Origin of the sequence: Alteromonas sp. 1_MG-2023, from assembly GCF_030547075.1 — a bacterium.
In the GTDB taxonomy this organism is placed as follows: domain Bacteria; phylum Pseudomonadota; class Gammaproteobacteria; order Enterobacterales; family Alteromonadaceae; genus Alteromonas.
This window is the reverse complement of record NZ_JAUOQH010000004.1, coordinates 171,017-189,252: the sequence shown is the minus strand read 5'-3', so window position 1 is coordinate 189,252 and position 18,236 is coordinate 171,017. Positions and strand designations below refer to the sequence as shown.

Here is an 18,236-nt window from a genome sequence, read left to right as displayed (position 1 = left end):
TCTCCTAGGATATTTGACGTAAATACACATCGAATCTGTGCTTTTTACTTTCTATTGCCATTGATGGATTTATTCCTGCAAGCACTTCTGCACTGTTCGGACGTTTTACCACCACTCTGGCCGTTGCTAATGCCAGCGCGGGCGCTAGCAATGCATCGGCGTCGGGGTCGTGTCCAAGCAATTGTTGAAACAGTCGCATTTCCTTTTTCACCAAGGCTGATTTCTTTTTATGCGGGAACATAGGATCTAAGTAAATTGCATCTACGTTCTCGCCATTCCAGTATTGCATTACATCGACACTATTTCCATGTTGTAGTGCTAATCGCTCTGCAAGCTCTGGGTAGGCAGTTTTTAAGCGGCGAATACCATCTTCAAGCAAGGCTGCTACAATAGGCGAACGTTCTATCATAGTGACTTTGCAGCCTACGCTTATCAACACAAAAGCATCTCTCCCCAAACCAGGCGTAGCGTCTACTACGTGCCATGGCGCAGCACCTTTGAGTACATCACCTTTTAACCCCACAGCTTTCACGATAGGTTCTTTTCTGCCGCCGCCATGGGCTTTACGATATAAACTGGCAGGAGAAGCAAAATCCACGACAACAGGCAGGGTTTTACTTTCATTTGCATCAGCAAGCCCAAGTACATTGTGACCAACTTGAAGGTAGAAACCTTCAACAGGCTTATCGTCAATCGGAAAACCCCAGTTTTCACTAATACTAAGAGCGAGTGCTTTGTCGCTTTCAAAGCTCGCATCAGCTTGGGTGCTAGCAATCACAAGAGGCAGAGTACTAAGCATGGCCATATTGCTCCTTATGCCCTATCCAGCGGTTGATAATCGCTTGTGCATGGGAAGGGTATTGCTCCCATAAGGTATAGGCAATTTCTTGTACCTTTGGAATAAGCGCAGCGTCTCGCACTAAATCAGCAATTTTAAGTTCTGCCATACCGGTTTGTTTGGTACCCATAAATTCACCGGGCCCTCGAATTTCTAGGTCTCGCTGGGCAATATAAAACCCATCGTTAGACTCACGCAGTACGGTTAATCGCTGAGTAGCCGTTTTAGATAAGGGGCTTTGGTACATGAGTACACACTGACTTTCAACTGCACCCCGCCCTACTCGGCCGCGAAGCTGGTGTAATTGAGCTAACCCTAACCGTTCAGGGTTCTCAATAATCATGATGCTGGCGTTAGGCACATCTACCCCTACTTCAATCACCGTAGTAGCAACCAATAAGTCGAGTTCACCGGCTTTAAAATCGGCCATGACTTGTAGCTTTTCAGCTGGCTTTAAGCGCCCATGCACCAAACCTACGTTAAGTTCCGGCAACGCAGTGCGAAGAATAACCGCGGCATCTTCAGCCGCTTGGCATTCCAATACTTCCGATTCATCAATTAGGGTACAAACCCAATACGCCTGCCTGCCGCTACCTTTGCACGCTGTGCGCACCCGTTCGATAACATCGGCTCGACGTGTATCGGGTAATACCACGGTGGTCACTGGCGTTCGCCCAGGGGGTAATTCGTCGATAACCGATGTGTCTAGGTCGGCATATGCGGTCATGGCCAGTGTTCTGGGTATAGGGGTTGCTGTCATAATTAATTGGTGTGGGTATCGCCCTTGTTGTTCGCCTTTATCGCGAAGCGCAAGGCGCTGGTGCACACCAAATCTGTGTTGTTCATCCACAATCACTAGGGCGAGTTGTTGGTATGTCACGCTTTCTTGGAAGATAGCATGGGTGCCTACCAGCATTTGCACATCGCCACTTTCAAGCCGGGACAATACTTCAGTGCGAGCTTTGCCTTTAAGTTTACCGGCTAACCACCCTATTTCTATGCCCAGCGGTGCAAACCATTCTCGAAAGTTGTTCGCATGCTGTTCGGCAAGTAATTCGGTAGGCGCCATTAATGCCACTTGATGCCCTGCGCCAATAGCGGATAGCGCAGCTAGGGCTGCCACTAAGGTTTTCCCCGAGCCTACGTCCCCTTGAACTAAGCGCATCATGGGACGCGGGTGTTGCATATCTTGCTGAATGTCTGCTACTACCCGCTGCTGGGCACCTGTCGGCGAGAACGGCAATTGCGCCAACATCTTTTCAATAAGGGGCTTGTCTACCTTTATGCTAATACCAGGCTGTGCATCTGAAAGTTTGCGTACTTTTAGTACACTTAAATGATGTGACAAAAGCTCTTCTAGAATTAACCGGTACTGAGCAGGATGAAGCCCTTCTTCCATTTCGTGCACATCGGTATCAGGGGCTGGCCGATGCACTGCGTGTAATGCTTCATTTAGACTAATCTGGTCGCTATACATACCTTCAGGCAGTAAGTCGGCCAGTGCGCCTTTATCTAACATTTTAAGGGCTTGGTCGGTCAAGTTTCGCAAAGTAAGTTGCTTTACCCCTTCGGTGGTGGGGTAAACAGGCGTTAATGATTCTGCTTCAAGCGGGGCATCTTCGTCGATAAGTTTAAATTCAGGGTGCATCATTTCAATGCCCCACTTACCGGTGCGAACTTCACCAAAGCAACGAATAACATTGCCCGGCGTCATCATCGTGCGTTGTACCGCGCCAAAGTGAAAAAAGCGTAAAGTAATAGTGCCTGTACCATCGCTTAGCTTCACCACTAACATGCGTTTTTTGCCGTATTGGATGTCGGCGCTTTTTACTTCGCCCTGCACACTAACATGAGTAAAAGGGCGGCACTCGGCCACACTGTAAACCCGCGTTCTGTCTTCATAACGTAGCGGCAGGTGAAACAGCACGTCTTGTAAGGTAAATAAGCCAATTTTAGCCAGCTTTTCGGCCACTTTAGCGCCTACCCCTTTTAGGGCGGTGATGGGCGTGGTGGCAAGAGTTTGCATTTGACCGACATTCCTTAAAACAAGCGTATGATTTCATTAGGGTAATGAAACCAATCATTTATTAGAAACGAAGTGTAATAGATTGCGAGAAGCTTGGCGAGTATGGTTTAAGGTCAGTATTGGCCGTCTGCGGGTTTGTGCTGGCCTACGCTCGAGTAGACACAGCCTCGTCATTGTCAGATAGGGCATGTAAGGCTTCAGGCGTTAACTGCATCTGCTTCCACCAACTTGCCGGCGCATCAATACGCCCTATATCGTCAATGGCAGGGTATGGAACCCCCTTCGTTTTACTCAAGGCGCACAGCCTGGGGTAGCCTCTTTCAAACAAGAGTTTTTGGCATTCTTCTTCGGGTAAGTGCTCAACATCGTACATGCCTGCCAGTTCGCGTTGACGCTGGGCTTCATAAAGCACTAACGCTGCCGCAACAGACACATTCAACGATTGCACCATACCCGCCATCGGAATGATGATATCTTGATCAGCCATGGCAATAGCGTCGTCGGTAGCACCGTAACGTTCTTGACCAAAAATAATCGCGGTAGGTTTAGTGTAATCAACTTCACGAAAGCCCACGGCAGTATCAGACAAGTGAGTGACTAACACCTGCATACCTTGTTGCTTTAGCGCGCCTATCGCATTACCTAAACTGTCGTGATTGGTTTGCCGAACCCATTGCTGGCTTCCCATAGCGGTGTCGCCACGAAACTGGTATTTCTCTTCCCACACGGTATGTACACGGTGAATACCAATGGCATCACAGGTTCGAACCACTGCCGATACATTGTGGGGTTTATGTACATTTTCGAGGCAAACCGTCAGGTCGGTTTGCCTTTTTGCCAACGCACTTCGAATGCGAAGGTAGCGCTCGGGCGACATGGATTACTCCGGCAATTCCATCACGCCGTCGATTTCAATTTGTGCGCCTTTAGGCAATGCCGAAACTTGTACTGCAGCGCGAGCTGGGTATGGCTTGTTGAAGTAACGGCTCATAATTTCATTTACCGTAGCAAAGTGACCTAAATCGATAAGGAAAATATTCACTTTTACTAAGTCGTTAGTTTTTCCACCTGCAGCTTCACAAACCGCTTTTAAGTTTTCAAACACCTGAACAGCTTGTTCTGAGAAGTCATCTGAAACCATTTCCATGGTTTCTGCCACCAATGGAATCTGACCTGAAAGATAAACTGTTGTACCGGCTTTAACAGCTTGACTGTAAGTACCAATAGCGGCAGGTGCCTTATCGGTCTGAATAATAGACTTAGACATAATAGATCCTAAAAATTTTTAAAACGTTAGTGTCTGGACTGACTGTGACGTGACACTTTTTGAACCTCTGGCATGGTACGAATTTTCTTCATTACTCTTGCCAAATGCACGCGATTTTGCGTGGTAATCTCAATGTCGATAAAGTAGATGTTACTCTCTTTTTCTTCCGTTTGCAGTCCAATAATATTGGAGTCGCTACCCGAAATAGTATTGGTTAGCGTAGCAAGGGTACCTTGATGGTTAAACAATTCTATGCGCAGTGAAGCCTTGAACTCACCTTGTGGTTCTTCGTCCCAACGCATAGGTAACACGCGCTGTGGCTCTTCTTTAGACAGCTTACGAATATTGTTACAACCAATTTGGTGAATGGTCATACCGCGACCTGGGCTTAATACCGCCACAATTTCATCGTCAGGGATAGGATGGCAGCAACGGGCATAATGCACCAATAAGCCTTCCGTTCCGCGAATGGCCACGTTACCTTTTTTCTCTGGTAAATCTGTACTTTCACCTAACAGTCTGCGAGCAACAATAGCGCTAAGTTCATTACCTAAACCTATATCGATAAGTAATGAGTCAAAATCGTCATGCTTGGTTTCTGCTACCACCCGCTCAATATCGGCCTCTGGAATATCGTCCAGTTTCACTTCACCTAGTGCATGGCGTAGTAAGCGATTACCCATGTTCACCGCTTCTTGAGAATGCTGTTTACGCAAATATTGGCGAATGCGAGTACGTGCGCGAGCACTCACTACAAAGTTTAGCCAGTTAGCATTTGGCTTGGCTTTTGGTGACGTAATGATTTCTACGGTTTGGCCATTTTGTAGCGGCTTACTTAAACTGTAATTTCTACGCTCTACTCGCACCCCAACACAGGTATTACCCACGTCTGAATGTACCGCATAGGCGAAATCTACGGCGGTTGCGCCCATAGGCAGTTCGATAATACGGCCGTCTGGGGTAAATACGTAAATTTCTTCAGGGAATAGGTCGGTTTTAACCGATTCAATAAATTCAAACGATGAACTGGCTGACTGCTGAAGCTCAAGCAACGACTGCATCCACTTACGTGCTCTTAGTTGCGCAGTAGTGCCATTGTCGCCAGGCTCTTTATAAAGCCAGTGTGCCGCTACACCTTTATCCGCCATTTGATCCATTTCTTGGGTACGAATTTGAATCTCGACCGGAATACCATGGGGGCCAATAAGTGACGTATGCAATGACTGATAGCCATTGGTACGAGGAATAGCGATATAATCTTTAAAACGGTTTTCAATGGGCTTATACAAACCGTGCATGGCACCTAACGAGCGATAACAGTTATCCACTGAGTCTACCACTATGCGAAACGCATAAATGTCCATCACCTCGTTGAACATTAGCTCTTTATTACGCATTTTGCGGTAGATAGAATACAGGTGTTTTTCGCGGCCAAGTACATCAGACTCAATTTCATACGCCGTTATACGGGTACTTAACTCTTCACGAATATTTTCTATTATTTCTTTGCGGTTACCACGTGCTTGACGCACCGCCGATTTTAATGCGCGATGGCGCATCGGGTACATGGCAAGAAAACCTAAATCTTCTAGCTCATTTTTAATATCGTGAATACCCAATCGATGGGCAATAGGAGCATAAATCTCAAGAGTTTCTAAGGCAATACGGCGGCGTTTGTCAGGGCGAAGCGAACCTAGTGTGCGCATGTTATGGGTACGGTCGGCAAGCTTTATTAGGATAACCCTAATGTCTTGCACCATAGCCATCATCATTTTACGGAAGTTTTCAGCCTGCGCTTCTTGTTTACTACTAAAAGCAATTTTATCTAGCTTACTTACCCCTTCCACCAACTCAGCGACGGTTTCGCCGAAGGCTTCAGCAAGATCTTCTTGGCTGTAATGGGTGTCTTCAATCACGTCGTGTAACAAGGCTGCCATGAGGGTTTCATGGTCTAAATGCATGTCGGCAAGAATACTGGCAACAGCAACAGGGTGCGTAATATAAGGGTCGCCACTTGAGCGCATTTGGCCATCGTGGGCTTCTTGAGCCAACACAAACGCCTCTTGTACCAACTGAACTCGGTCAGCAGGCAAGTACTTTATTACTTTCTGTTTTAAGCCTTCAAACAAATACACGGACTAGTGCGACTCCTGATTAACGTTACAACCTTAAGAATACGTAGAATTGAGCCTTTAGCCAATACCAAAAAGCAAAGCGCCAGTGCTTTTTTCAAAGCACTGGCGCTTAAACATACAATAGTTACCCGTAAGGTGTAACTATTGATCAGAAAGAATGTTTGCTACTGAAGAAAATTCAGCGTGCTCTTGTTGTTCCTGATCACGTAAATCGTCTTGTTCTAATGTGCTAGCAGTTACCAAACCTTCTTCGATTTCACGAAGTGCAGTTACGGTAGGCTTGTCGTTTTGCACATCAACCATTGGAGTTTTACCTTCGGTGGCAATTTGGCGTGCACGACGGGCCGCTACCAAAACCAAATCAAAGCGGTTACCAATTTTATCTACGGCATCTTCAACTGTTACGCGGGCCATGTATTTCTCCGAAAATTAGGTTGATCAAGTAATTCAAAAAGCGGCCGCGTAGTATACACCTATGTAGGGTGCGATCCTAGCGGTTTGTTTGAATTTAAAACAATATATATATTAAGCAGATCCGAGCAATTCGTCCAATAAAGGCTGATAACGCATTTGTTGTTTTATTGTTCGCAGGCGCTGTGAAATCACAATTGCTTCTAAATCGTTAAGCGCAGTGGCGAAATCATCGTTAACAATAACGTGGCTGAACTCACTAAAATGCGACATTTCTGTCACCGCTTCTTTCATTCGTCCTGCAATAACTTCATCGCTATCTTGCCCGCGATTAGTTAAGCGTTGCTCTAGCACTTCAATTGAAGGCGGCAAGATGAAAATGCCACAGGTATCTGGCATAAGCTTTTGCACCTGACGTGCACCTTGCCAATCGATATCTAGAAATACATCGATACCACGGTGCAAGGTTTGCTCAATGGTCACCCTTGATGTGCCGTAGTAATTACCGAACACTTCAGCCCACTCGAAAAAAACGCCTTGTTCTATAAGCGCTTCAAATTGCTCACGGCTTACAAAGTGGTAATGCTGGCCATCAACTTCACCGGGTCTAGGCTTTCGAGTAGTGTGGGAAACCGACACTTCCATTGCATTATTGCTGTTAGACGCGTACTTTTCCATTAGCGCCTTTATAAGGCTGGATTTTCCTGCGCCTGAAGGCGCTGCAAGTATAAATAAGTTACCGAGTAATGATGCCATGAAAGTATTAAATATATTTTAAAATATGGTGATTTCGTGGAGCAATGATAGCATATTGAACCATTAAGCCGTAGTAGCAATCGTTTAAACATGCACTAACGATGTCTGCGCTTACACCACGAATAAAGTGATGAGTTTACAGCAAGAGTAAAACTCGCGCTGTTTTAGGAAAATACAAAGAAGTAGGAATACACAAACATGGAGCAAGAACTTTTGCCATACGTTGAACAAAGCCCCAGCTCTACACCCAATGCCTGCGTAATTTGGCTTCATGGCTTAGGCGATTCTGGACATGGCTTTGCGCCTATCGTACCTGAGCTAAAACTGCCTGATACTATGGCAGTAAAATTCATTTTCCCCCACGCACCAGAGCGCCCCGTCACCATTAATGGTGGCATGCGTATGCGTGCGTGGTACGACATCAAATCACTCGATTTCAATAGCCGCGCAGATTTAACTGGTGTGCTTGAGTCGGCGAGTCAAGTAGAGGCCCTTATTCAAGAACAAGTAGATAAAGGCATTCCTACAAACCGCATTGTGTTAGCAGGGTTCTCTCAAGGTGGCGTAATTGCACTTCATTTGGCGCCTCGCTTTACACACAAGTTAGCCGGCGTAATGGCACTTTCTACTTATATGTGTGAGCCAAGTTTATTGGCAAGTGAAGCGACTGATACTAATCGTGACATACCCATTATGATGGCCCATGGCGATCAAGATGAAGTAGTACCTATTTTTATGGGTAACGCTGCATATAAAACGTTAACCGACAACGGTTTTAACGCAACCTGGCAAACCTACACCATGCAGCACAACGTCTGTATGCAAGAGCTAAATGATATTTCAGCTTGGCTACAAAAGGTGCTTGCTTAGTAGTGTCTGCATAGAGGTGCTTGGCTAAGCTCATTTACGTTGGGCTTTTTACTAAGTACCTTTACGTTCAGTCGTTTCGCTTATGTAGCCTGTTAAATGGCTACTCGATTAGCTAAACGAGTTAACGCTACATGACGCGGTTTCTACCAGCGCCTTTCGCTTCGTATAGGTGCTCGTCGGCTAACTTAATCGAGGCATTGATATTGGTGTCAGTCAGTGCTGTTGCCACCCCAAAACTGGCTGTGATCGGGTGATAGATTTCACCTTCTTCGAAGGGGGATTTTTCAATTTCTACTCGAATTTTTTCCGCCAGTTTCATCGCCACACTTAAGGTTGTTTTTGGGTAAAGGATTAAAAACTCTTCTCCACCAGTGCGCGACACCACGTCGGTCGACCTAATAGCGTTTTTCATCAAGGTGGCTATTTTAACTAATACCCTATCTCCTACATCATGCCCGTAGTTGTCATTTATTTTTTTAAAGTAGTCGATATCAACCACCACCACGCTTAATGGGAAATAGTCTGCAGGGTTTTGCATTGCTCGCTCAAAGTAGACCGACTCTAAAAAACGTCGGTTAGGTACTTTCGTTAACGGGTCAGAATTGGCTTGGCGCAATTTTTCCAAGTTATCGGTCATCATTTCCTTTCTGCTTTTGTGCCAGAAGTATTCAGAGATAAAAGCCACGGCGATAAAACATAACAAGGAAATTAAAAAACGGGATACGTCCTCACTTCGATAAATAGCGGGAATCGAATCTTGGTGATAGACAATAAACGACACCACACACACGGTTACTGTGACATACGCAATAGCAGCTCTAAAACGTACTACTATAATTTGAATAAAAATGAGCGGGTACACGAAGTGCAACCCCGTATTATGATAGCCGCCGGTAAAGGTAATCACCGCTATCATAATCACCACAATACCGCCCGCTAAATAATAAAAAACACTATTATTTTTAAATACATGAGACAAGACTGCATTAGCAAAAACCAATAACGAAAAAAGCCCTAACCAAAACGCAAGGAAATGATCGCCACGAGCGATATTTTGGACTGTGAGCACAGCCATAATGGTTCCGCCAATATACGAGATGAAATACAGGGTTAAACGGCGGCGTTTTGCTTCGGCACCATTTAGATCTGTATTTTCGAGAAACTGGCGAAAAGAAGAAGTATCCATGCAAATTGGAGCTTAATCATATTTTATAAGTGAAATAAGCATAGTCACTTTACTTACATTCCCGCAACCTTAAACCTGTGCGCAAGTGAAAGATTTAAGTACAATATATAAATTAGTCGACTTTATACCACTAGCACATGATATCTGATTGCTTTTGGTTCTATGCCTGAAACAAGGCCTTAGAAAGGATTTTTATGATGCAAACAGCTCCTAAAAGAACGATTCGTATTGCTACACGCAAAAGCGCACTGGCGCTATGGCAAGCGGAGTACGTTAAAGCAAAATTATTAGAACATCATGATGGAATAACTGTTGAACTGGTGCCTATGAGCACACAGGGCGATAGAATACTTGATACGCCACTGGCTAAAATTGGTGGTAAAGGCCTGTTCATTAAAGAGTTAGAAGTTGCCATGTTAGAAGGCAGAGCTGACATTGCTGTGCATTCAATGAAAGACGTACCGGTTGAATTCCCAGAAGGCTTTGGCCTTCACGCTATTTGCGAACGGGAAAACCCGTTTGATGCTTTCGTTTCCAATCACTTCGATAACGTAGATGCGTTGCCACAAGGTGCTGTAGTAGGGACTTCTAGTCTTCGTCGCCAATGCCAAATTCGTAAACACCGCCCAGATCTGCAAATTAAAGATTTACGCGGCAATGTAAACACCCGCTTAGCCAAATTAGATGCAGGCGAATACGATGCTATCATTCTTGCCTCCGCTGGACTTATCCGTTTGGGCATGGAAGAACGCATTAAAACCGGTTTGCCAGCTTCGGTATCGCTTCCTGCCGTTGGGCAAGGTGCTGTAGGTATTGAATGTCGCAATGATGACGCCGAGCTTATTGATTTACTTCAGGCGCTGAACCACAGTGAAACCCAAACCCGAGTGAGCGCAGAGCGCGCGATGAACGAGCGTTTGGAAGGCGGCTGCCAAGTTCCTATCGGCAGTTTTGCTACCCTTGACGGAGACAGCATAACCTTAACCGGTATGGTGGGACAGCCAGATGGCTCAACCTTATTGTTTGCTTCTGCCACAGGTCCTACAAAAAATGCGAAAAGCATAGGCGTAGAAGTCGCCGAGGCACTGCTTGAACAAGGCGCTGGAGAAATTCTTAGTGCACTGTATGACTAATATATGTTCTTGCTAACTTATATTATTACTAACTTATGCTGCTGATTACCCGCCCTCTTCCTAAATTACAGGCAAGTGCAGATGCATTTGAGCAGGCGGGTATTGATGCCGTGGGGATCGCTACATCTGACATTCAAAGTGTGCCTGGTAAGGCAAATGCTTTAAAGCAATTTTTGATAAGTTCAAACAGCGTGAATATCATCATTGTTACCAGCATTTATGCGGTTCCCGCTGCGCTTGATGCGCTTAGTCAAGCTTCATTCCTAGCATCGCCCGCTGCGCTTGATGCGCTTAGTCAAGCTTCATTCCTAGCATCGCCCCCAACGTTAGTTGCGGTTGGCGATGCCACGGCTAGTGCACTGCACAGCGCGAATTTACCTTTCAAAATCGTTACGCCTTCGCAACATACATCCGAAGGTATACTGGTCATGCAGCAACTTAATGAGGCAAACTGTACACAAGTCGTTATTATTAAGGGCGAAGGTGGTAGAGATACACTTTCTCGTGTTTTAGGCGATAGAGGTATATCGGCCACTGAATTTTGTGTATATAAGAGGGAGCCACTTGCGAACCCATTTTATACAAAAGTCTGGAAAATTGACGACGTTCGCGGCATTATCGCTACAAGCGAGAATTTAGCAAAGCAACTTATTTCTACTCATAGTAGACAAATATTAGCGTTACCATGGTTAACAGTAAGTGAACGTGTTGCAACCAGCTTACGTAATTATGGAATAGCACGCGTTTCGGTGTGCAACCGCGCCACCGATCAGGCATTAATTGCCTGGATAAAGGATAATTGGGAGTATTAAATGTCTGACAAGAATGAGAAGGACCCTCAAAACGGGGAAATGGTAAGCGTGGAATCATCATCTAGTACGACATCAGAATCGACGTCAGCGAACACGGCATCAAGCACCGATACCGTATCACCTAAAGCTACGCCTAAAAGCGCACCGAAAAAAGCAAAGAAATCATCAGGAACCAAGCTTCTATGGTTTGTGGTTATTATTATTTTCCTTTTAGTACTGGGTATTATTGGTGCTGGGTATTGGTACTACATGCAACAACAAGGCAGCAGCGATACCCTTGTCCAAATCCAACAGGCGAATACAACCCAACTTAACAACTTAAGTTCTGATCGCAAGCAAACAGCAGATGCCTTACGCATGCTCAATATGCAAAACGGCGAACTAAAAGACGCTGTAGATTCATTGCAGCAACAAAATAGTGCCTTAGTGCAACAAGCCGAAGCCACACAACAACAACTTAACAGCATGGAAGGTCAACGCCCTGCCGATTGGCTTATAGCCGAGGCTGATTATTTAGTTCGTATGGCGGGTAGAAAACTGTGGTTAGAAAACGATGTACGCACAGCAACTTTGTTGTTAGTGAATGCCGATAAACGTTTAAAATCATTAGCCGACCCTTCGGTGTTACCGGTTCGTGCCAAGCTTGCTGAAGATATTCAAACCCTTCAACAAATGAACCCTGTATCTCAAAGTTCAGTGGCTCTTGCCCTTACTGGCATGCTGGCGCAAATTGACAAGTTACCGTTAGATACCTTTGAAAAGCCAGTAGATGCAGATGCTGATAGTAATGAGCTGTCTGAATCGGCAGACGACTGGAAAGAAAACCTAGCAAAAGTATGGCACTCCATTGTTGATGGCTTTTTAACAGTGAAAAGTTTAGAAGGCCCGGTTGAACCTGTCATGTCACTACAAGCCCAGTTTTTAGTAAAAGAACAGCTTCGACTACAGTTAATGCACGCACAATCTGCTGCACTTAAAGCAGACTCAGGCTTGTATGAGCAATCTTTGCTTTACGCTAAAACCATGCTTGAAGAGCACTACGATGTTGAAAAGAGCCAAGTTACTGGTTTTATCTCAGCACTTGATAACCTTGTTGATACCGACATTTCACAACCCATTCCTAGCCAATTGGCATCACAAAAGCCGCTTGAGCAATTATTGGAGTCTCGTGTAAAACAAGCATTCAGTCAGGGAGCTAGCGCATTATGAAATGGTTAGTCATTGCCCTTGCGGTGCTGGCCGCATTTATTATTGCGCTTATTGTTGGCCCTATGATTTTGGGCGACAAAGGCTACGTGTTGATTTCGTTAGGTAATACCGCGATAGAAACCACCGTGATTGGTTTTTGCATCATGATAATTTGCGCCATTGTAGCCTGGTACGTTATCTCTAAGTTGGTGTTATGGACGTTAAGTTTGGTAACAGGCTCTCACCGCTGGTTTGGTGCTTTAGGCGAGCGTAAACGCAAGCGTGCCTTTTATCATGGTTTACAGTCATTGGCAGCGGGCGACCTAAAAAGTGCTCACAAGGCACTTAGCCAAACCACCAACGGCGATTTTGAAGGGGTGAACTACTTGGCCGCTGCGCAAGTAGCACAAAGCCAAAACGACCCGCAAAAAGCTCGTTATTTCTTACTGCAAGCTGCAGATTATGACAGTGCTAAAGTGGCTGCTACCATCGTTATGGCGCGTATAGATATTACCGAAGGTAAGTTCGCTGACGCACTTGAAAAGCTAGACAGCTTAGATGAGGAAGATGCTAATAACCCGCAGGTGATAAAACTTAAAGCATCGATTATGGCAGAGCAAGGCCAATGGCAAGAGCTACAGGAAAAACTAGGCGGTTGGCGCAAGGCGTTATCAAAAGAAGATTACACCGCATGGTCGCAGCAAATCGCTAAAGGCAAGCTAGCCGAAATTGCCAGTAAGCAAGGTGCCGCTGAGCTTAAAACCCACTGGGAAGGTTTACCCCGTAAAATTAAGCAGGACGATGCTTATCGCGCAGCTTATATTCAGCAATTGCTTGAACAAGGTATGCATGCTGAAGCACAAACCTTGTTAGTAGAATGGCAAAAACGTGGGCCAAACCCTGCCCTGTTCCCTTATTTCACCCAGTTAAATATTCCGAATGCTTCACCATCGTTGCGGTTGCTGGAAAGCTGGATTAAACAAGACAGCGAAAATGTAGAATTATATTCTACGTTGGGTAGAGTCGCATTCAATGCAGGTGACGATATTTTGGCTGAGAAAGTGTTATTAAAAGCAGTGAAGATGGAATCGAACAAAGATGACCTGTTATTGCTGTCAGCCATAAGTGAACGCAGACACGATAGCTCTACGGCGTTGCAATATTACAAGGAAGGTCAGCAACTAGTGTAGTTTTACACTGCTCACTTTTAATTTGAAAGAAGATAAAAAAAGGCCAGTCACTTTAAATTGACTGGCCTTTTTCTTTTCTATTGTACGCTATACGCTGCGTTTTACGCTGAAGTGCGGTCTACCGCTTTAGGTTCAGCTAAGGCTTTGCGCCGTTGAAGCGACTGATAAAACGGTGCGTAAGTTGGGCGCATAACGTATTTACCGTCACCTGCTTTCGCTAATAACTCACCGTTTTGCCACGCGATATTACCGTTACAAATAGTCATCACAGGTACACCTGTAATTTCCATCCCTTCAAAGATATTGGTTTCGATATTCGACATATGGGTTTCGGAAGAAATCACTTTTGTGCCTTTCGGATCCCATATTACTAAATCGGCGTCAGAGCCTTCCCGTACCGCGCCTTTAGCAGGATACATATTGAAGATTTTAGCCGCATTAGTAGACGTTACCGCCACAAACTCATTAGGGGTAATCTTGCCGCCGTTCACGCCTTTTTCCCACAGTACTGCCAAGCGCTCTTCTACCCCAGCAGTGCCGTTTGGAATTTGGGTGAAGTTGTCTTTACCCATGGCTTTTTGTTCGTTGCAAAAGGCGCAGTGATCGGTAGCGGTAGTTTGCAACGTGCCTGCTTGCAAGGCTTTCCATAGTACGTCTTGATGCTTCTTAGGACGAAATGGCGGGCTCATTACGTGGGCTGCTGCGCGCTCCCAACTTACATCTTGATAAACACTATCATCTACCGTTAAATGCCCAGCTAATACTTCACCATAAACATGGTGCCCGCGCTGCTGTGCATAACGAATCGCATCAACCGACTCTTCTACCGAGCAATGCACTAAATACAAAGGTGCGCCTAGGGTTTCAGCAATACTAATAGCACGGTAAGCCGCTTCACCTTCAACCATGGGGGGGCGAGATAGTGGATGGGCTTCTGGCCCAGTAATCCCTTTATCCATTAGCTGTTGTTGTAAGTGATACACCAACTCGCCATTTTCAGCATGAACCGTCGCGATAGCGCCAAGTTCCATACAACGGGTAAAGCTTGATACTAAAATATCATCGGTGGCCATAATGGCGTTTTTGTACGCCATAAAGTGTTTAAAACTATTAATACCGTATTCTGTGGCTAGTGTTTCCATGTCTTTGTGAACACTGTCATCCCACCACGTTATGGCCACATGGAAGGTATAGTTAGACATGGATTTTTCAGACCAATCTCGCCACTGTTGATAGGCTTCCATCAAAGGCTGACCGGGACTTGGAATAACGAAATCGATAATAGTTGTGGTGCCACCAGCAAGGGCAGCGGCTGTGCCAGAGGCAAAGTCATCGGCAGCTACTGTACCCATAAATGGCAATTGCATATGGGTATGCGGGTCGATACCACCTGGCATAATTAGCTTTTCAGATACATCAACAATTTCTACATCTGTGCCTTCTACAGAAACATCGTTGACTGCAAGGTCTTCGCCAATTTTAGTAATTTTGCCGTCTTCGCAAAGTACATCGGCTTTGTAGGTCATTTCGTGGGTAACTACGGTCCCACCGCGTAATAATATGGCCATTTTTGTGTCCTTTTCGCTTTAATTTATGAAGCTTTTGCTAGTTCACCAACGTTCGTGTTCACGGTGTTAACTAGCTTGCCTGCAGCAAAGTAATAAATGATGGCGCCCGAAATAGAACCGGTAAACCAGCCATAGCTATAGAACCACGTTAGTACATCTGCGGTTATGGCTAGCAAGGTAATACCTACTGGAATTAAAAAGGCAACAAAACCGGCCCAATTCACTTTCGGGTAGGCAGCACTGCTGGTGTAAAGCGCCGCTACATCTAGTTCTTGTTTTCTAATTAGGAAGTAATCAACAATCATAATGCCCGCAATAGGGCCTAATAAGCTTGAATAGCCAAGTAGCCAGTTTGAGTACAAGCTATCTACACTTACATCAGATTCAATAAGCCCGGCTTTTTTCAATAGCTCCCAGCTCATTAGCAATACGCCAACTAGGCCAGTCAGTAATACACCACGGGTGTGGTTAATATACTTAGGGGCAATATTTTGAAAGTCGTTGGTGGGCGATACTACGTTTGCGGCGGTGTTCGTAGATAAGGTCGCTACAATGATAAGTAACATGGCTATAGCCACAAAAAATGGGCTATCGATATGACCAATTAAGGTAACAGGATCTGAAACTGTTTCGCCTACTAACGTGGTAGAGGCTGAAGTTAGCAACACCCCTAGGGCGGCAAACATAAACATGGTAAGTGGCAAGCCAATAATTTGCCCTGTTACTTGAGCTTTTTGGCTTTTCGCGTAACGACTGAAATCAGGAATATTCAGCGATAACGTTGCCCAAAAACCTACCATGGCGGTAAGCCCTGCAAAGAAGTAACTAAAGAAGCCTGCATCTTCAGGCCTTGTGCCTGGGGTAGCCAACACCTCGGTTACCGATACTTTATCGCTTGCCCACCAAATAAGCCCAGCACCTACTATTAATAGCAAAGGTGCTGCTAGGGTTTCTAACCATTTAATCGACTCTGACCCCTTAATTACGATAAAGACATTTAATGCACCAAAAGCAAAAAAGCCTATTACCTCGCCTAGGCCGCCAAGCTGTGCCCAGCCTTCTGAAATAGAAGATAAAAACAAGTGTATGGCAAGGCCGCCAAACATGGTTTGAATACCAAACCAGCCGCAGGCCACAAAGCCCCGAATTAAGCAGGGAATGTTAGAGCCCACAATGCCAAACGACGAGCGCAGTACTACCGGAAAAGGGATACCGAACTTGGTCCCAGGGAATGCATTCAAGGTTAACGGAATAAGTACCACGATGTTCGCTAGCAAAATAGTGAACAAGGCTTCCATTACAGACAAACCAAAGTAGGTGGTTAATACACCACCTAGGGTATAGGTAGGTACGCAAACTGCCATACCTACCCAAAGTGCGGCGATATTGCCCGTACCCCAAGTACGCTCCGACATTTTAGTCGGCGCGAGATCTTCATTGAAATAATCGCTCTCGGTCACCGCTTTACTAAGTGTGACCTCGCTGATTTCTGAACTCATACGCTTGCCCCTTCATCTTCAGTAATTGAAGCACCGGCAGCTTCAGCAATACGTTTGCTGGCGGTTAGCATGGTATGAAGCAACACGTTTGCGCCATCTGCACATTGCTCTGGGCTAGAGTATTCAATCTCGTTGTGGCTAATGCCATTTTCACATGGAGTGAAAATCATGCCCGCTGGCACCAGGTCGGCCATGTAACAGGCATCGTGACCTGCGCCTGCGTAGATATCCATGTGTGAATAACCCAAGTTTTCAGTCGCGGCTTTTACATCGTCCGAGGCATTAAATTCTACTGGTGCAAAATACCAGAAGTTATCCACGGTGATTTCCAAATTACGTTCTTTGGCTACCGAGTCGCAGTAAGCCACGAACTCTTCATGCATGGTGGCCAACACTTCGGGGTTAGGGTTACGTAAATCGGCGCTAAACTTCACGTTTCCTGGAATAGTATTCCGTGAATTAGGATAAACCTGCATGAAACCTACAGTGCCAAGGCCGTTGGCATAACGGTTAGCTAGCGATTCGATTTCCGCCACAATTTTACCTGTGGCTACCATGGCGTCTTTGCGTAAATGCATTGGCGTGGTGCCAGAATGAGATTCTTGGCCTTGTATTTCTACGTTGTACCAGCGAATACCTTGGCCTAAACGTACTACACCAATGCGCTTTTCTTCGTCTTCTAATATTGGGCCTTGCTCAATATGGGCTTCAAAAAATGCCCCTATGTTGCGGCTTCCTAACTCTTCTTCACCCAAGTAACCTATGCGAGCTAGCTCATCACCTAAACGTAAACCGTTCACATCGGTTTTATCCAGTTCTTCTTGTAAATCAAAGCGACCTACGTATACGCCAGAACCTTGCATGGCAGGCTGAAAGCGTGAACCTTCTTCGTTGGTCCACACGCTAACTTCAATAGGCGTTGGAGTAGTAATGTTGTTTTCATGCAGAGTGCGAAGTACTTCAACGCCGGATAATACACCGAATACGCCGTCGAACTTTCCGCCTGTAGGCTGAGTATCTAAGTGGCTTCCGGTCGCCACTGAAGGTAGTTCGTTATTAATACCTGGACGTTTAGCGAAAATATTACCGAATTTATCTATGCTGATTTCACATCCAGTGGCTTCACACCATGCGCAAAACAAGTCTCGAGCTTGCTTGTCTAGATCTGTGCCGGCTAAGCGATTACATCCGCCCTTTTCAGTGCCGCCAATTTCGCCCATTTCCATCAGGCTGTCCCATAATCTTTGACTATTAATTCTAAGCTTATCCATTGTTTTGTCCTCGCAGGTGGAAGGTTATTCCTATTAACACTTTGCCCCAAGTTAGCTCAACGAACGTACTATAAGAGTGCAATCTT

Annotated in this window: 16 protein-coding genes; 5 read left to right on the top strand and 11 right to left on the bottom strand. The window is 45.4% G+C overall.

Going from position 1 to position 18,236, the window contains the following annotated elements; all coding sequences use genetic code 11:
• Positions 1-4: 4 nt before the first annotated feature.
• The 7 genes from Q4561_RS05940 to gmk all read right to left on the bottom strand — a co-directional run bounded on the left by Q4561_RS05940 (position 5) and on the right by gmk (position 7,433).
• Positions 5-799 carry a class I SAM-dependent methyltransferase gene (locus Q4561_RS05940; RefSeq protein ID WP_303458316.1) on the bottom strand — a complete coding sequence of 265 codons (795 nt, stop codon included), beginning with the start codon at positions 797-799 and terminating at the stop codon, positions 5-7.
• A complete protein-coding gene (recG, locus tag Q4561_RS05935; RefSeq protein WP_303458314.1) occupies positions 792-2,864 on the bottom strand; it encodes an ATP-dependent DNA helicase RecG in 2,073 nt (690 codons plus the stop codon). Before recG ends, Q4561_RS05940 begins: the two co-directional genes overlap by 8 nt.
• A 145-nt stretch (positions 2,865-3,009) precedes the next feature.
• Positions 3,010-3,741, bottom strand: a complete 732-nt coding sequence (gene trmH / locus Q4561_RS05930; RefSeq protein WP_303458313.1) for a tRNA (guanosine(18)-2'-O)-methyltransferase TrmH — start codon at positions 3,739-3,741, stop codon at positions 3,010-3,012.
• A gap of 3 nt (positions 3,742-3,744) precedes the next feature.
• Positions 3,745-4,131 (bottom strand): RidA family protein, encoded by a 387-nt coding sequence (locus Q4561_RS05925; RefSeq protein ID WP_303458312.1) that lies wholly within the window; start codon positions 4,129-4,131, stop codon positions 3,745-3,747.
• 26 nt (positions 4,132-4,157) lie between these two features.
• On the bottom strand, positions 4,158-6,266 hold the full coding sequence (gene spoT, locus Q4561_RS05920) for a bifunctional GTP diphosphokinase/guanosine-3',5'-bis pyrophosphate 3'-pyrophosphohydrolase (protein ID WP_303458310.1): 2,109 nt from the start codon (positions 6,264-6,266) through the stop codon (positions 4,158-4,160).
• 141 nt (positions 6,267-6,407) lie between these two features.
• Entirely contained in the window at positions 6,408-6,680 is a 273-nt protein-coding gene (gene rpoZ / locus Q4561_RS05915; RefSeq protein ID WP_057794791.1) for a DNA-directed RNA polymerase subunit omega, read from the bottom strand.
• Between the two features lie 111 nt (positions 6,681-6,791).
• Positions 6,792-7,433, bottom strand: coding sequence for a guanylate kinase (gene gmk / locus Q4561_RS05910; RefSeq protein WP_303458308.1), 642 nt, complete (start codon positions 7,431-7,433; stop codon positions 6,792-6,794).
• 198 nt (positions 7,434-7,631) lie between these two features.
• Between gmk and Q4561_RS05905 the strand changes: the two genes are divergently transcribed.
• Positions 7,632-8,303: an alpha/beta hydrolase gene (locus Q4561_RS05905; protein ID WP_303458307.1), complete on the top strand. Its 672-nt coding sequence runs from the start codon at positions 7,632-7,634 to the stop codon at positions 8,301-8,303.
• A 127-nt stretch (positions 8,304-8,430) separates the two neighbouring features.
• On the opposite strand, the gene Q4561_RS05900 is transcribed toward Q4561_RS05905, so the two are convergent.
• Entirely contained in the window at positions 8,431-9,489 is a 1,059-nt protein-coding gene (locus Q4561_RS05900) for a GGDEF domain-containing protein (RefSeq protein WP_303458306.1), read from the bottom strand.
• A 197-nt stretch (positions 9,490-9,686) separates the two neighbouring features.
• On the opposite strand from Q4561_RS05900, the gene hemC reads away from it, so the two are divergent.
• From hemC to Q4561_RS05880, 4 genes are read left to right on the top strand one after another with little or no spacing between them, the layout of a single operon-like run.
• Positions 9,687-10,622 (top strand): hydroxymethylbilane synthase, encoded by a 936-nt coding sequence (hemC, locus tag Q4561_RS05895; RefSeq protein WP_303458528.1) that lies wholly within the window; start codon positions 9,687-9,689, stop codon positions 10,620-10,622.
• 35 nt (positions 10,623-10,657) lie between these two features.
• The gene (locus Q4561_RS05890) at positions 10,658-11,434 is read left to right on the top strand and encodes a uroporphyrinogen-III synthase (protein ID WP_303458305.1); all 777 of its coding nucleotides are present in this window, start codon (positions 10,658-10,660) and stop codon (positions 11,432-11,434) included.
• A complete protein-coding gene (locus Q4561_RS05885; RefSeq protein WP_303458304.1) occupies positions 11,435-12,643 on the top strand; it encodes a uroporphyrinogen-III C-methyltransferase in 1,209 nt (402 codons plus the stop codon).
• On the top strand, positions 12,640-13,812 hold the full coding sequence (locus tag Q4561_RS05880) for a heme biosynthesis HemY N-terminal domain-containing protein (RefSeq protein WP_303458303.1): 1,173 nt from the start codon (positions 12,640-12,642) through the stop codon (positions 13,810-13,812). The genes Q4561_RS05885 and Q4561_RS05880 overlap by 4 nt, the downstream gene beginning before the upstream one ends.
• Before the next feature lie 101 nt (positions 13,813-13,913).
• Here the strand turns inward: Q4561_RS05880 and hydA are convergent, their stop codons facing one another.
• From hydA to Q4561_RS05865, 3 genes are read right to left on the bottom strand one after another with little or no spacing between them, the layout of a single operon-like run.
• Positions 13,914-15,380, bottom strand: coding sequence for a dihydropyrimidinase (gene hydA / locus Q4561_RS05875; RefSeq protein ID WP_303458302.1), 1,467 nt, complete (start codon positions 15,378-15,380; stop codon positions 13,914-13,916).
• Positions 15,381-15,403: 23 nt separating this feature from the next.
• On the bottom strand, positions 15,404-16,879 hold the full coding sequence (locus Q4561_RS05870) for an NCS1 family nucleobase:cation symporter-1 (RefSeq protein WP_303458301.1): 1,476 nt from the start codon (positions 16,877-16,879) through the stop codon (positions 15,404-15,406).
• Positions 16,876-18,150, bottom strand: a complete 1,275-nt coding sequence (locus tag Q4561_RS05865; RefSeq protein ID WP_303458298.1) for a Zn-dependent hydrolase — start codon at positions 18,148-18,150, stop codon at positions 16,876-16,878. The genes Q4561_RS05870 and Q4561_RS05865 overlap by 4 nt, the downstream gene beginning before the upstream one ends.
• Positions 18,151-18,236 lie beyond the last annotated feature (86 nt).

Bases quoted from the DNA above. Each gene is read 5' to 3' on its own strand.
- recG (WP_303458314.1), bottom strand. From the start codon at position 2,864: ATGCAAACTCTTGCCACCACGCCCATCACCGCCCTAAAAGGGGTAGGC.
- Q4561_RS05890 (WP_303458305.1), top strand. From the start codon at position 10,658: ATGCTGCTGATTACCCGCCCTCTTCCTAAATTACAGGCAAGTGCAGAT.
- Q4561_RS05925 (WP_303458312.1), bottom strand. From the start codon at position 4,131: ATGTCTAAGTCTATTATTCAGACCGATAAGGCACCTGCCGCTATTGGT.
- gmk (WP_303458308.1), bottom strand. From the start codon at position 7,433: ATGGCATCATTACTCGGTAACTTATTTATACTTGCAGCGCCTTCAGGC.
- hemC (WP_303458528.1), top strand. From the start codon at position 9,687: ATGCAAACAGCTCCTAAAAGAACGATTCGTATTGCTACACGCAAAAGC.
- Q4561_RS05865 (WP_303458298.1), bottom strand. From the start codon at position 18,150: ATGGATAAGCTTAGAATTAATAGTCAAAGATTATGGGACAGCCTGATG.
- Q4561_RS05900 (WP_303458306.1), bottom strand. From the start codon at position 9,489: ATGGATACTTCTTCTTTTCGCCAGTTTCTCGAAAATACAGATCTAAAT.
- Q4561_RS05885 (WP_303458304.1), top strand. From the start codon at position 11,435: ATGTCTGACAAGAATGAGAAGGACCCTCAAAACGGGGAAATGGTAAGC.
- Q4561_RS05905 (WP_303458307.1), top strand. From the start codon at position 7,632: ATGGAGCAAGAACTTTTGCCATACGTTGAACAAAGCCCCAGCTCTACA.
- rpoZ (WP_057794791.1), bottom strand. From the start codon at position 6,680: ATGGCCCGCGTAACAGTTGAAGATGCCGTAGATAAAATTGGTAACCGC.
- hydA (WP_303458302.1), bottom strand. From the start codon at position 15,380: ATGGCCATATTATTACGCGGTGGGACCGTAGTTACCCACGAAATGACC.
- Q4561_RS05870 (WP_303458301.1), bottom strand. From the start codon at position 16,879: ATGAGTTCAGAAATCAGCGAGGTCACACTTAGTAAAGCGGTGACCGAG.
- Q4561_RS05880 (WP_303458303.1), top strand. From the start codon at position 12,640: ATGAAATGGTTAGTCATTGCCCTTGCGGTGCTGGCCGCATTTATTATT.
- Q4561_RS05940 (WP_303458316.1), bottom strand. From the start codon at position 799: ATGCTTAGTACTCTGCCTCTTGTGATTGCTAGCACCCAAGCTGATGCG.
- trmH (WP_303458313.1), bottom strand. From the start codon at position 3,741: ATGTCGCCCGAGCGCTACCTTCGCATTCGAAGTGCGTTGGCAAAAAGG.